The organism is Ignavibacteriales bacterium (assembly GCA_026390795.1).
In the GTDB taxonomy this organism is placed as follows: Bacteria; Bacteroidota; Ignavibacteria; order Ignavibacteriales; family Melioribacteraceae; genus Fen-1258.
Window position 1 is genome coordinate 1,265,808 of the sequence record JAPLFG010000003.1, and the last position, 14,581, is coordinate 1,280,388.

The window sequence follows — 14,581 nt, forward strand, 5'->3', positions numbered from 1 at the left end:
ATGCTATCTCTTCAACATAAATTATCTCTGCAGCAAAAGCTTTCTCCACAGCAGATTCAATATCAGAAACTGCTGCAGTTGAATACTCTCGCCCTGGAACAGCGTATAAAAACCGAGCTTGAGCTGAACCCGATTCTCGAAGAGACTCTTGACGAAGAAATTGATCTTGATCAGGAAAAGGATGAGGATTCCGACGATACTATCAGCTCAGACGATGAGGACGAAAAATACGACAGCAAAGATGATGAGTTCGAGTTAGAAGATTATATGAATGAGACCGAATCCGAACACGAATTCGACCGCTTGAATAGAAGCAGCGATGAAGAAAAAATCCGGCCGGTTGCACCTCAAAAAAGATCGATGCGTGAGAATTTGATTGATCAGCTTCACATGCTTGATCTGACGGAAGAAGAAACAATTCTTGGCGAAAATATAATTGGCGGTTTGGACAAAGACGGTTATTTCAAAGCCAATCTCGAAAAAATTGTTAACGAATTAAAAATGTTCGAGCACATTGAAGTTCAACTTGAACAGGCTGAAAAAATATTAAAACAGATTCAAACTCTGGAACCGGTTGGAATTGCTACTCGGAATTTACAAGAATGCCTGCTAGTTCAAATAAGAAATTCCTCTTATGACCCGTACTATTCTTATTTAGCTGAAAAAATTCTTGCAGAGCATTTCGATGATTTTGCCAACCGGCGCTTTGACGTTATCCAAAAAGAAATGAATCTGTCCAAAGAAACTTTGCGCACCACGATAGACTTAATTCAAAAACTTAATCCCAAGCCCGGTGAAGGAAATATTGATTCCGAAGAAATGAATCAGATCACTCCGGATTTTCTAATTGAAAAAATTGAAGAGAATTACGTTGTTACACTAAACGACAGAAGCGTACCGTCTGTTACGATCAGCAGAACTTATCTCGAAATGATTGACACAAAGAAACACAAGCGGAACATTTCCACCCGAGAGAAAGAAACTTATAAATTCTTGCGTGAGAAATTTGAATCCGCAAAGTGGTTTATTGCTTCATTGCAGCAGAGACGTAATACATTGATGAGAATAATGCGTGCAATTCTTGAAAGACAATATGAATTTTTCGAAAACGGTCCCCGCTTTTTAAAACCGATGATTTACAAAGACATAGCAGAAGAAATTCAAATGGATATTTCAACTATCAGCCGCGTGGTGAACGGAAAGTTTGTTCAAAGTCCGCAAGGCATTCATGAATTGAAATATTTTTTCAGCGAAGGTTTATCCACCGATTCCGGCGACGATATATCAAACAAACATATCAAAGAGCTCATAAAAGAAATTTGCGATAACGAACCGAAAGACAATCCTTACAGCGACGATAAAATTGCGAGCATACTTCAAGAAAAAGGAATACATGTTGCCCGCCGAACTGTTGCGAAGTACCGCGAAGCTCTAAAAATATCCGTCGCGCGCCTGCGAAAGGAATTATGATTTTTGTTGATATAATCATAATTATTCTGCTTTTCACAATTTTTGCTTTCTCACATACCTGGTTAGCTTCCTTAAAAATAAAACGGGTCCTTGTGGAAAAGCTCGGAATTAAGATTGCGTTCTACCGGTTGTTCTATAACATCACATCGGTCGTTTTCTTTTTGGCTTTTTATGCCGTTGCACCAAAACCGGACCTAATTGTTTACGACTTACGCTTTCCTTTCGATATCATTACATTTGCACTGCAAGTTCTTTCAATTATTGGATTGTTTTGGGCAACCAGGACAATTGATTTGAATGAGTTTGTCGGAATTGGGCAGATCAAACGGGTAATGCGCGGTGAATATAATGCCGATGAGTTGGATGAAAAACAAACTTTGAGAATTGATGGCGCGTTTAAGTTTGTGCGTCACCCGATTTATTTATTCTCAATTTTATTTTTGGGCTTTCGCCCAACTATGAATCTTTTCTATTTGGTAATGTTTATTTGCATTGTTATTTATTTTTATATCGGTTCTATTTATGAAGAGAGAAAGTTGGTGGAATTGTTCGGTGATGAATACAAAGAATATCAAAAGATTGTACCGAGGATGATTCCAATAAAATTTAAAACTAAAGGCGCAATATTCAACAGATCATAATTTATACGTATTGCGTTTAACTAAGGAGATGAAATGAAAATCAGATCAACAACAATAATCGGAATTATTAAAGACGGTCAATCGGCGCTCGGCGGGGACGGTCAAGTAACGCTAGGTAATACAGTTATGAAACACAATTCAATGAAGATCCGCAAACTTCTTAACGGAAAAGTTATTTGCGGATTTGCCGGTTCAACGGCGGATGCATTCACACTTCTTGCCCGCTTTGAAGAAAAACTGGAACAGTACAGCGGCAATGTATCACGCGCAGTTGTTGAACTTGCAAAAGACTGGCGTACAGATAAATATTTGAGGAAACTTGAAGCCATGCTGGCAATTGTATCTGATGAAAAAGCTTTTATTGTTTCCGGTACCGGAGATGTAATTGAGCCCGAAGATAATATAGTTGCAATAGGAAGCGGTGGGATGTATGCTCTTGCTGCCGCAAAGATGTTGATAAAATATGGTAACCTTTCCGCCAAAGAGATTGTAGAAGAATCATTAAAAGTAGCCGCAGATATCTGCATTTACACAAACGATAAAATAACAGTAGAAGTTATTGCCAAATGAGGAAACAAAAAATGAAGAAGAATGTTATGAAAGATCTTACTCCAACACAAATTGTAACAGAACTGGATAAATATATCATCGGACAGGATGATGCTAAACGCGCAGTTGCAATCGCCCTAAGAAATAGATGGCGCCGTCAGCAGGTTGATGAGAGCATGAGAGAAGAAATTATGCCCAACAATATAATTTTGATTGGACCAACGGGTGTCGGCAAAACAGAAATCGCACGCCGCCTAGCAAAACTTTCCGGCGCGCCATTTATAAAAGTTGAGGCTTCGAAGTATACGGAAGTCGGTTACGTCGGCCGCGATGTTGAATCAATGATACGTGATCTTGTGGAACTATCCGTCAGCATGGTGCGTGCTGAAAAAACTGCCGAGGTTCTTGAGAAAGCAGAGCGCATGGCAGAAGAAAGAATATTAGATCAATTGATCCCTCCTGTAAAAAAATCAAATGCGGTTGAAGAAGAGAACGGCGAAACCGAAGAATTGCGAAATGAAAAAACGCGTGAGTGGATGCGCGAGAAACTCCGTAATGGAGAGATGGACGATAAGTTAATTGAATTTGATACAACAGCGCCTGCGTTTGGAATGCAGGTACTCGGGCCGATGGGAATGGATGATATGACAATGAATCTGCAGGAGATGATGAGTACAATGATTCCAAAGAAAAAGAAGAAACGCAAAACCCCAATTCGTGAAGCGAGAAAATTGATTGCACAGGAAGAAGCAGAAAAATTGATTGATATGGAAGCAGTCCAGCGCGAAGCCGTTAAACGCGTGCAGGAATCCGGAATTGTTTTTATTGATGAAATTGATAAAATCGCCGGCGCAAAAAGCCAGCAAGGACCGGATGTTTCGCGCGAAGGTGTTCAGCGCGATCTTCTTCCAATTGTAGAGGGCTCAACTGTAAACACAAAATACGGTCCCGTTAAAACTGATCATGTTTTATTTATTGCTTCGGGCGCATTCCACGTTTCGAAGCCAAGCGATTTGATTCCGGAAATTCAAGGTAGATTTCCAATCCGTGTTGAATTAAAAAGTTTGAGCGAAGATGACTTTGTTAAAATTCTAACTCTTCCACAGAATGCGCTTCTTAAACAATATTCCGCGTTGCTTCAAACAGAAGGTGTAGACATTTCATTTAAGGATGATGCTATTAAAGAAGTAGCACGAACCGCCGCGGCAGTTAATGATCAGGTTGAAAACATCGGCGCAAGAAGACTTCATACAATTCTTACAACTTTGCTTGAAGATATTCTCTTTGAGGTTCCGGATAAAATGCCGGAAGGAAAAATTGAAATAACCGGTGAAATGGTAAACCTGAAATTGGATAAGATTGTTAAGAACAGAGATTTGAGTAAATATATTTTGTAGATTATAGAGAGGCTGTCTCAAGAGTACTTATTTAATCAAAAATAGACCACCAATAACACAGATATAACTGATTTTCGCAGATTTATTTTTGATAAACTACTTTTGAGGCAATCTCTTTTAATATAACACCGGGGCTTCTCACAATATGGCTTCATTAACTAATCTAATATATTTTCTTACCACGATTTTCCTAATAGCAGTTTTTGTAAAGGCCTCAGTCTATCTCAACAGAAAGAGATTAATTAAAAAGATTAATGAAACATGGGGCAAGTTTCCCGAATCGCCATATGATCTGGAAACAGCCAAACTTTATTCCCGGTATAATCAACAAAGAGAAGCCAAAGACATTTATTCTATCGACGAAGAGACATGGAAAGATCTAGATCTAAATGAATTATTCAAAATATTAAACAGAACGATTACACCCATCGGTTCTCAAATTCTTTATGATATGTTGAAACACCCCAGAACAAATTCAGAAGAGTTAACCAAAAGAGAAAAAATAATTTCTGCACTTTCACAAAATGTTTCTTTACGGCAAGACATTCAGATTGCACTTTTAGGATTGGCAAAAATTCCCGTAAAAAATTTGGCTTATTCTTTATGGCACCCTATTCCGGAAAAACCGAAATATTATTTTTTGTTTTATCTTTTATCCGCGCTAAGCATTTGGATTCCAGCGTTGGTTCTACTCAATTTTATTCATTGGGGATTTATAGCGCTCATATTTGTAGTTAACGTTACTATTTACAACTTGTATGAAAAAACACTTTCCCAGTTCGTTGTTTCTTTCAAATATCTTAGCGAGTTGATTGGGATCTCTCATAAAATTGCAAGTCTGCTGCCGGAAGAATTTAACGATATTAGAATTGAATTAAAGGCCGAATTAAAGCACGCTAAAAAGATTGGGAAAAAAGTTTATTCTTTACAATTTGACGACTCAACTAATGCATTTGCAGTTTATTACAATTTGTACACCCTCTCTTCAATAACAACCTTCTATACTGCTATTGATAACCTTAAAAAAAATATAAAAAATTTGCAGCACCTTTTCGAAATTATGGGTTCGTTCGATGCGTTTATAGCTGTTGCCTCTTATAGAGAACAATTTCCAAATTATTCACACCCGGAATTTTCTGATTCGGGAATATTTATAGTAGATAAAATTTCTCACCCGCTGGTTATTAATCCAATACCGAATAATTTTAATTTTGACACAAAATGTTTTCTGATCACCGGATCGAACATGTCCGGCAAATCTACCTTTCTTAAGACACTTGGCGTGAATGCAATTCTCGCGCAATCTTTTAATATGTGCTTTGCGGGAAAATATGAAGCGCCGTTTCTTAATGTTATGTCGTCAATCGAAAGAAGCGACGATCTGATTAACGGAAAAAGTTATTATATGTCGGAAGTCGAATCAATTTTAAGAATCATTAATTCTTCAAAAAATGGAAGCGTTCATTTATTTTTAATTGATGAGATCTTCCGGGGCACAAATTCAGTTGAAAGAACCGCGGCATCAATTGAGGTACTTAATTATTTGCATAACGATAAAGATTTTGTAATAGTTGCCACACACGATCTTCAATTAACCGACATTCTAAGCGCGAGCTACCGGAATTTTCACTTTAAGGAAACTATGACGGAAACCAGTCTATACTTTGATTACAAACTTCATCCGGGTAAATCCAACAGCAAAAATGCTATTGCGCTTTTAAAATACGTCGGTTATCCGGAATCAATAGTTGATGGTGCACATAAATTAATAGAAAAATGAAAGAAGAATTCTTCTATAGTTAATTATATTTCCAACCGAATATTTAATCATTGTTTTTAAAAAGCATTAATAAAAAAATGAAATCGCCAATTATCTATATAGCAACTTTACTTGGATTCGTAATCATTAGCTGCACGGCTACAGATCAGACTCAATTAGTGAATCTGGGTGCGGCAAAGAAAACTGTGCAAGAGTATTATGAATCCGGCAGTCACGACCGCGAATGTTCCAAGATAATTGACGATGCCATCAGTTATCTGAATAAAACAAAAATAAGCGAAAAATCCGTTGTTGTTTTTGATATTGATGAAACCGCTCTTTCAAATTATCAATATACAAAAGAGATCGGATTCGGCTATATATACAAATCATGGAATGACTGGCAGCAAAAAGGGATAGCCCCGGCAATCAAAAGCACAAAACGGCTCTATGATTACCTAATATCAAAAAATATTCATGTTGTTTTTCTATCGGGACGCGAAGCCGAAATGTTGGATCCTACAAGAAAAAATCTTATCGAACAGGGTTACACAAAATTCGATACACTGATTGTACGTTCGGAAAGTGAACGTAAATTATCTACAGTATCTTTCAAGTCGCAAAAAAGAAATGAGCTCGTAAGAAAAGGTTACGAGATTATTGCTTCGGTCGGTGATCAGCCAGACGATTTTGCCGGCGGTAATTCCGGATATGAAATTAAACTCCCGAACTACCTTTATATATTGGATTAGAACTGAAATTTTTCAATAAATTAAAAAGTACATGAAAAAAGTTAGATGGGGAATGCTGGGGTGCGGAGACGTCGCGGAAATTAAAAGCGGTCCTGGTTTTCAAAAAGCTGCCGGATCGCAATTGATCGCGGTTATGCGTCGAAACGGAAAGCTTGCAGAAGATTATTCAATACGTCACAATGTCCCTAAATGGTATGATGATGCCAATGAGCTAATTAATGATCCTAATATAGATGCTGTTTACATTGCATCACCTCCATCGTCACATAAAAAATATACGCTGGCTGTTGCCAAAGCCGGTAAACCGGTTTATGTCGAAAAGCCGATGGCGCTAAATTATTCCGAATGTGTTGAAATGGTGAAGACATGTGAAGATGCAAATGTTCCCCTATTTACTGCTTATTATAGAAGAGCGCTGCCAAGATTTGCAAAAATTAAATCTCTTATTGATGACGGCGCAATCGGCGAAGTTCGATTTGTAAATATTCAATTTAGCAAGCCTCCATCTGAAAGTGATAAAAATAGAATTTACAATTGGCGCGTCGATCCTTCGATTGCCGGCTGCGGTTACTTTTGCGATCTCGGTTCTCACATGATTGATCTTTTACAATATTATTTAGGACCGATTATTTCCGCCGAGGGATATTCAACAAATCAAGGGAAATTTTATAGTGCAGAAGATTTGATTAGTGCTCTATTCAAATTTGAATCCGGTGTTCAAGGAGCGGGCAATTGGTGTTTTACCTCTGATGACGATTTAGATCAAACGGGAATTGTTGGTTCCGAGGGAAAAATAATTTATTCAACTTTTACCGATTCTCCAATTGTATTAATCAGAAAAGGAAAAGCAGAAGAGTTTTACGTAAAACATCCTGAACATGTTGCCCAACCTCTAATTCAGAATGTAGTTGATGAATTATTGGGAATTGGGAAAAGCCCGAGCACCGGTAGATCCGGAGCATCAACAAGCTGGGTGCTCGATAAAATTCTTGGACGATTGTAATCTTCAGTCAAGAAATTAAAATTAGATTTCATTTATAATATCCACCCAAGTGAAATTTATTTAAGCCCGCCAATCTTTTCCATCAATTTATTTTATCCGGCTTTTTAAGTAAGTTGAATTGTGATTTATCTAGCTTATCAAAAATGCAAATTCCCTTTTAACAATCTATATAGGAAAAACAATGGCAACTACTCAAGAAAATCTAAAAGAAGCATTTGCAGGTGAAAGCCAGGCGAATCAAAAATATCGTGCTTTTGCAAAGAAGGCAGAGAAAGAAGGATTTGCCAACATCGCAAAATTATTCAGAACCGCGGCAGAAGCGGAGAGAATTCATGCGGAAGGACATCTTATTGCTTTGGAAGGTATCGGCTCAACAATTGAAAACTTAAAAGCCGCAATTGATGGTGAGACTTACGAGTATACGGAAATGTATCCTCCGATGCATGATCAAGCGGTTGAAGATGATAATAAAGCGCAACGAATGTTTAAGTACGCACTCGATGCCGAAAGAGTTCATGCAGAATTATATAAACTGGCACTTGAAGCCGCCGAGCAGGGAAAGGATCTGGATGTAAGCGAAATCTATTTATGCCCGGTTTGCGGACATATTGAATTTGGAAAACCGGAATCAAATTGCCCGATATGCGGAACACTCGCATCGAAATATGTAAAGGTCTGATGCCAATACGAGGGTTTATGATTTCTTTATTCAAGTATAAAAGAGCAATCATCCTTCTGGTGATTGCTCTTGTGCTGGATTTCTGTATCCGCATCTTTTTTTATGATCGAATGCAATTAATTGTTGCCGCGGAAGCTTTCCTCTTCTTATCAATTTCCCTAATTATGTTTTTATTGGCTAGACGGGATAAAATCAACTCTCAAAAGGCACAACGATTCGAGCTATGGTTCACGCTCTTTTTTTTACTGGGAGGAATTCGTTCGGTGCTCTGGTCGATAAATGTTGAAATTTATATCGCGAACTTTATAATTATAATATTAGGCATTCTTCTCGGTATACTGCTTATCAGGTGGCGGAACAGCGGCGGAAAAACTGATTGACAAATTTATGTTGTGTTTAAATAAGGAAAGATACTTTTGGTGTTTTCAAAAGCAATTGTTTGTTTACCTTGCAAGAACATCACAAGGGGATTAACAACAGCAAATCTGGGTTTGCCCGATTATAATAAGGCGGTTATTCAGCATCTGTATTATGTTAACGCGCTAGCGGATTGCGGATTAGAGGTTATTACTCTCGGCGCAAATGACGATTATCCCGATTCAACATTTATTGAAGATGCGGCGCTTTTGACAGGAGATTTTGCGGTAATTACAAATCCAGGCGCGCCATCAAGAAAAGGCGAGACGAAATTAATTGAAGAGACACTTAAAAATTTTTATTCAATAGTTGAAAGAATAAATTCTCCAGGAACACTTGAGTCCGGCGATGTAATGATGGTTGGCACTCATTTTTATATAGGTCTATCCAAAAGAACAAATGAAGAAGGGGCGCGTCAGCTTATCGAAATATTGAACCGTTACGGATCAACCGGTTCGGTTGTTAAATTAGAAAAGGTTCTTCATTTAAAAACCGGTGCAGCTTACCTCGAAAATAATAATATGGTTGCCTGTGGAGAATTTTTGGAAAATCCGGAATTTCAAAAATATACTCTCATCAAAATTGAAAAAGATGAAAGCTACGCTGCAAATTGTGTCTGGATAAACGGTACTGTTCTGGTTCCAATGGGTTATCCTAAATCAAGACTTGCAATTGAAAGTGCCGGGTATAGTACAATAGAAATTGATGTTTCCGAATTTAGAAAACTTGACGGCGGTCTTAGCTGCCTTTCTTTAAGATTTTAAATCACACGGATAAAATTATGAACGACTCAAACATTAATCTGGAATTTGTTAGAAAACAGTTTTCCGCTCTTTCCGGTGAATGGACATTCATGGATAATGCCGGCGGTTCACAAATTTTAGAGCCTGTTGTTAATAAAATAAGTGAGTATCTAATCCATTCAAATGTTCAACTCGGTGCTTCGTATGAAATTTCTAAAATTGCAACTGACCGCGTTTCCGATGCACATAAACTTGTTGCCGAATTTATAAACGCGAAAGATCATTCGGAAGTTATACTCGGACCTTCAACAACAATGCTGATCAGAATTTTGGCTCTATGTATCAGTCAGACATTTAAACCGGGTGATGAAATTGTTGTTACAAACTGTGATCATGAAGCCAATATTGGTGCTTGGGTTGAGTTGGAAAAGAAGGGAATGGTAATCAAATGGTGGAAAATCAATCAAGATACATTCCGAATGGAGCTTGATGATCTGAAAAAGTTGATGACCGGGAAAACAAGATTGGTTGCCGTTACTCATACTTCAAATATTTTGGGAACGCTGAACCCGATAAAAGAAATTGCTGAATTGGTTCATTCATACGGAGCTTTAATTTGTGTTGACGGCGTTGCGCATGCACCGCATCGATTAATTGATGTTCAGAATACAGATGTAGATTTCTATTCGATTAGTTTCTATAAAGTATTTGGACCGCATATTTCGATGCTGTACGGAAAGAAAAAATTGCTGCTAAATATGCCTGGCATGAGCCACTTTTTTATTGAACAAGATAATATTCCCTACAAATTTCAGCCCGGAAGCCCGAACTATGAACTTAGTTACGGTTTATTTGGAATAAAAAATTATTTCAATGCATTTGCAGAAGCACACAATTATAAGAATAAAACATTTAGAGAAAATATTGCGTTCGCTTATAATTTAATTGCCGAGCATGAAGAAGTGCTTGCAAATCGGGTACTAAATTATCTTAATTCAAAATCCAATATTAAAATTATCGGTGAGACCAAGGAAGATAGAAATAAACGTGTTCCAACTATTTCATTCGTAGTTAAAGACAGAATTAGCGATTCCATTACGCTGAAAGTCGATGAACATAAGATTGGAATCCGTTACGGTGATTTCTATGCGCGACGTTTAGTTGATGATCTCGGATTATCAAAACAAAATGGAGTTGTACGTGTAAGTTTGGTTCATTACAACTCGTTGGAAGAAGTTGATAAATTGATAAATGTCTTTGAAAGAATTTTATAAATTCGTTTTAATTCTTTCTGATTTTCAAAATCGTTTTTTAATAAGAGGAAAATAATGACTGAGTTCAAAGATGTTACCGTTATAAAAAAAGCAAACGTCTATTTTGATGGAAAGGTTACTAGCCGAACGGTTTTTTTTAAAGACGGTTCAAGAAAAACACTTGGAATAATGAGTCCGGGCGAATACGAATTCGGAACAGCCGATAAAGAACTGATGGAAATTCTTGCAGGCGAGTTGAATGTTCTTCTTCCTAATAGAAGTACTTGGTTAGAAGTAAAAGGGGGAGAATCGTTCGAGGTCCCGGCACAATCCAAATTCAGTTTAAAAGTAAAAACACTTACGGATTATTGTTGTTCATACTTAAAATAAGCCGTAAAAATAGAATTTAGTTATTTGGTGGTACCTTCGAAAATAAATGCATGGCACCCTTTCCTCCATTAATCTATTGCATCCAAAGCGCATTCCCGCCAAGAATTATTTATATTTGCATTCAATTATTAGAAAATTTAGAGCAATGATGCATCCGAAGAGTTTTGAAGAGATTCCGAAAGCATACAATCCCAAAGAGACCGAAGACAAATGGTATAAGTACTGGGAAGATCATAAACTATATCATTCTGAAGTTGATGAAAACAAAATTCCTTACACAATTGTAATTCCCCCGCCGAATATTACTGGCATTCTTCATATCGGTCATGTACTTAACAACACTCTTCAAGATATTTTCATTCGTTACAAAAGAATGAAAGGATTTAACGCATGCTGGGTACCGGGAATTGACCATGCTTCAATTTCTACGGAAGCTAAAGTTGTTGCGTTACTTAAAGAAAAAAATATTACTAAAGACGATATCTCGCGCGAAGAGTATTTAAAACATTGTTATGAATGGAAAGAAAAATACGGCGGAATAATTTTTCAGCAGTTACGTAAACTGGGCGTTAGCTGCGATTGGCAGCGTGAACGTTTTACGATGGATGATCATTATTATAAAAAAGTAATTGAAGCATTTGTTCAACTCTATAAAGAAGGATTGATTTACCGCGGTTATAGAATGGTTAATTGGGATCCGGCTTCTAAATCTGCAATCTCCGATGAAGAAGTTTTTTTCAAAGAAGTTCAAGGAAAACTCTGGTACTTAAAATATCCGGTAAAGGATTCGAATGAGTTTGTAATTGTTGCAACCACGAGACCCGAGACAATGCTCGGCGATACCGGAATTGCAGTAAATCCGGAAGATGAGCGATACAAACATCTCATCGGTAAGACTATAATTCTTCCGATTATCGGCAGAGAGATTCCGCTTTTTGCTGATGAATATGTTGACAAGGGATTCGGGACTGGTGCAGTTAAAGTTACACCCGCACATGATGTGAACGATTACGATATGGGAATGCGCCATAAACTTGAGATCATAAATATATTTAATGAAGACGCATCAACAAACGGAAACGTACCGCAGGAATTCCAGGAATTAGACCGTTATGTAGCCAGAGCTAAAGTTGTTGCACGTCTTGAACAACTTGGATCGATTCACAGAATTGAAGACTATACTAATAAGGTCGGCTACTCTCAACGCGGTAATGTGCCTATCGAACCGTATCTGTCGGAACAATGGTTTATGAAAATGGATGATCTTTGTAAGCCGGCTCTTCAAGTTGTGCTCGATGGAAAAGTTAAATTTCATCCCGGTCATTGGGTTAAGACTTACGAACATTGGATGTCGGGAATACGCGATTGGTGTATCTCGCGTCAGTTATGGTGGGGACATCGCATACCGGTTTGGTATCATAAAAACACACAAGAAATTTATTGCGAAGTCGAACCGCCGAGGGACATTGAGAATTGGCATCAGGAAGAAGATGTTTTAGATACGTGGGCATCAAGCTGGTTGTGGGCTCAGGATGTTTTTACAAATCAACGAGACCAAGATTATTATTACCCAACAGATCTTCTTGTAACAGCACCTGATATTATTTTCTTCTGGGTTGCGCGAATGATAATTGCCGGACTCCATTTTAAAAAGCAAATTCCATTTAAAGATGTTTACCTAACAAGTCTTGTTCGCGATATGCAAGGGAAGAAAATGAGCAAGTCTCTTGGCAACTCGCCCGACCCACTTGATCTTATTGATGAATACGGTGCCGATGCCCTTCGATTTACAATAATTTATATAGCGCCGCTCGGGCAGGATGTTATGTTCAGCAGCGATAAGTGTGAAATTGGAAGAAACTTTGCCAACAAAATGTGGAATGCCGGAAGATTTTTATTAATGAATCTTGCATCGCGGCCCGACGGAACACCTGGCATTAAACTGAATCCGGCATTGAAAGAAAAACATATTGATTTCACCGACCGCTGGATCATGTCCCGCTTTCAGACTACACTTAAAGAACTGAACGACTCCTTTGATAAATTCGAAGTTAACAATGCATCCAAAATTGTTTACTCTTATGTATGGAACGACTTCTGCGATTGGTACATTGAACTCTCAAAACAGCGCTTGTATTCCGCGGATGAGGAAGTAAAATCGGCAGTACTTACTCGCGCAATTTCTCTGTATGAAGAAATGCTCAAACTCGTTCATCCATTCATGCCATTTATCACAGAAGAGATTTGGCAATTGCTCGATGAACGAAAAGACGGCGAAAGTATTTCTACTTCTCTTTTCCCGCAGTTCAATGAAAAACTGATTAATAAAAGCGCCGAAGAAGAAATTCTATTTGTACAGGACGTTGTAACGGCAATCAGAAACATTCGCGGCGAAATGAATCTTCCTCCGTCAAAACAGATTAATGTTTTTTTGAATAGCAGCGCCGTGACGCCGGAACAAGAAAGATATATGAAGTCACTTGTAAGAATTAATGAACTTACCGTTGATTCTAAAATGCTCAAACCGAAAGCGAGCGCTTCTGCCGTTGTGAAGGGCTGCGATATTTTCATCCCGCTCGAAGGTTTAATCGATCTTAATGTTGAGCGTGCCAGAATCGAAAAAGAAATTGCTCGCCTGTTATCTTCGTTTGAAAATGTCCGCAAAAAACTTTCGAATGAAGCATTTGTTGCAAAAGCTCCTGCAGATGTGATTGATAAGGAAAAGACAAAGTTAGCCGACTGGGAAAAGTCGTTGGTAAAACTTCAATCAATTTTAGAAGATCTTAACTAGAACTAGAAAAACTCTCTAAATAAGCATTCTCTCAATTCTTCGGATTAGAATCTTATGGTTCTTTACTTCACGGAACCTATTCTCTATATTAACGTACGTTCATTAAACATTTGAGTTCAATGAAACTTACAAATACAAAAGAGAAAATACTTAACGCTGCCCTTGATTTCTTCTCTATTAACGGCTATTCGGGTGCATCAATTCGGCAGATTGCTCGTTCTGTAGGAGTTCGTGAAAGCGCAATCTACAATCATTATAAATCCAAAGAAGAAATTTTTCTTGCAATCCTTTCCTCTTTTAGAGTAAAGACAATTAGCAAAGAAATCCTTAGTGATGATTTGCTGGATGAAGTTATTAATCCGGAAAAATTTCTTAAAAAGTTTGCGAAGCGACTAATCGAACATTGGAACAGTCCGACGGAAAGAAAATTCATCCGGATTCTTCTAATGGAACAGTTTACGCGTGTTGGCAACAAAGAACTTTCTACTACCGATTACCTAAGTGAGCTCCGAGAAATTTGCAGATTGATCTTTGGGGAAATGGTTAAGACAAAAATCATTAAGCCGTTGGAACCGGGTCTTTTGGCGGAAGAATTTACAGCAAATCTTTTTCTTCTCCGAACTGAATATCTCTCTTCCGATGACGCCATAAACATAAATAGTGTAATAGAAAAAGCTAATAAACATGTTGAGTTTTTCTGGGAGGCAATAAAAATATAATAGCCTTTTAATGAAACT

14 protein-coding genes are annotated in these 14,581 nt (G+C 37.8%); all 14 read left to right on the forward strand.

Features of this window, described 5'->3' with window-relative positions:
- The 14 genes from rpoN to NTX65_09285 all read left to right on the forward strand — a co-directional run bounded on the left by rpoN (window position 1) and on the right by NTX65_09285 (window position 14,563).
- Entirely contained in the window at window positions 1–1,470 is a 1,470-nt protein-coding gene (gene rpoN / locus NTX65_09220; protein ID MCX6169509.1) for an RNA polymerase factor sigma-54, read from the forward strand.
- Window positions 1,467–2,111, forward strand: a complete 645-nt coding sequence (locus NTX65_09225) for an isoprenylcysteine carboxylmethyltransferase family protein (GenBank protein MCX6169510.1) — start codon at window positions 1,467–1,469, stop codon at window positions 2,109–2,111. The genes rpoN and NTX65_09225 overlap by 4 nt, the downstream gene beginning before the upstream one ends.
- A 33-nt stretch (window positions 2,112–2,144) precedes the next feature.
- A complete protein-coding gene (gene hslV / locus NTX65_09230; GenBank protein MCX6169511.1) occupies window positions 2,145–2,681 on the forward strand; it encodes an ATP-dependent protease subunit HslV in 537 nt (178 codons plus the stop codon).
- 11 nt (window positions 2,682–2,692) lie between these two features.
- Window positions 2,693–4,057: an ATP-dependent protease ATPase subunit HslU gene (gene hslU, locus NTX65_09235; GenBank protein ID MCX6169512.1), complete on the forward strand. Its 1,365-nt coding sequence runs from the start codon at window positions 2,693–2,695 to the stop codon at window positions 4,055–4,057.
- Between the two features lie 145 nt (window positions 4,058–4,202).
- Complete coding sequence (locus NTX65_09240; protein ID MCX6169513.1) at window positions 4,203–5,837, forward strand: hypothetical protein; 1,635 nt, start codon at window positions 4,203–4,205, stop codon at window positions 5,835–5,837.
- Window positions 5,838–5,914: 77 nt separating this feature from the next.
- Window positions 5,915–6,568 (forward strand): HAD family acid phosphatase, encoded by a 654-nt coding sequence (locus NTX65_09245; protein MCX6169514.1) that lies wholly within the window; start codon window positions 5,915–5,917, stop codon window positions 6,566–6,568.
- Window positions 6,569–6,599: 31 nt separating this feature from the next.
- A complete protein-coding gene (locus tag NTX65_09250) occupies window positions 6,600–7,571 on the forward strand; it encodes a Gfo/Idh/MocA family oxidoreductase (protein MCX6169515.1) in 972 nt (323 codons plus the stop codon).
- A gap of 181 nt (window positions 7,572–7,752) precedes the next feature.
- On the forward strand, window positions 7,753–8,250 hold the full coding sequence (locus NTX65_09255) for a rubrerythrin family protein (GenBank protein ID MCX6169516.1): 498 nt from the start codon (window positions 7,753–7,755) through the stop codon (window positions 8,248–8,250).
- Between the two features lie 17 nt (window positions 8,251–8,267).
- A complete protein-coding gene (locus NTX65_09260) occupies window positions 8,268–8,630 on the forward strand; it encodes a hypothetical protein (protein MCX6169517.1) in 363 nt (120 codons plus the stop codon).
- A gap of 39 nt (window positions 8,631–8,669) precedes the next feature.
- Entirely contained in the window at window positions 8,670–9,431 is a 762-nt protein-coding gene (locus tag NTX65_09265; GenBank protein ID MCX6169518.1) for an arginine deiminase family protein, read from the forward strand.
- 17 nt (window positions 9,432–9,448) lie between these two features.
- Window positions 9,449–10,684: a cysteine desulfurase-like protein gene (locus NTX65_09270; protein ID MCX6169519.1), complete on the forward strand. Its 1,236-nt coding sequence runs from the start codon at window positions 9,449–9,451 to the stop codon at window positions 10,682–10,684.
- Window positions 10,685–10,738: 54 nt separating this feature from the next.
- Window positions 10,739–11,053, forward strand: coding sequence for a pyrimidine/purine nucleoside phosphorylase (locus NTX65_09275; protein MCX6169520.1), 315 nt, complete (start codon window positions 10,739–10,741; stop codon window positions 11,051–11,053).
- 46 nt (window positions 11,054–11,099) lie between these two features.
- Window positions 11,100–13,844 carry a valine--tRNA ligase gene (locus tag NTX65_09280; protein MCX6169521.1) on the forward strand — a complete coding sequence of 915 codons (2,745 nt, stop codon included), beginning with the start codon at window positions 11,100–11,102 and terminating at the stop codon, window positions 13,842–13,844.
- Window positions 13,845–13,963: 119 nt separating this feature from the next.
- Window positions 13,964–14,563: a TetR/AcrR family transcriptional regulator gene (locus tag NTX65_09285; GenBank protein MCX6169522.1), complete on the forward strand. Its 600-nt coding sequence runs from the start codon at window positions 13,964–13,966 to the stop codon at window positions 14,561–14,563.
- Window positions 14,564–14,581: the final 18 nt, after the last annotated feature.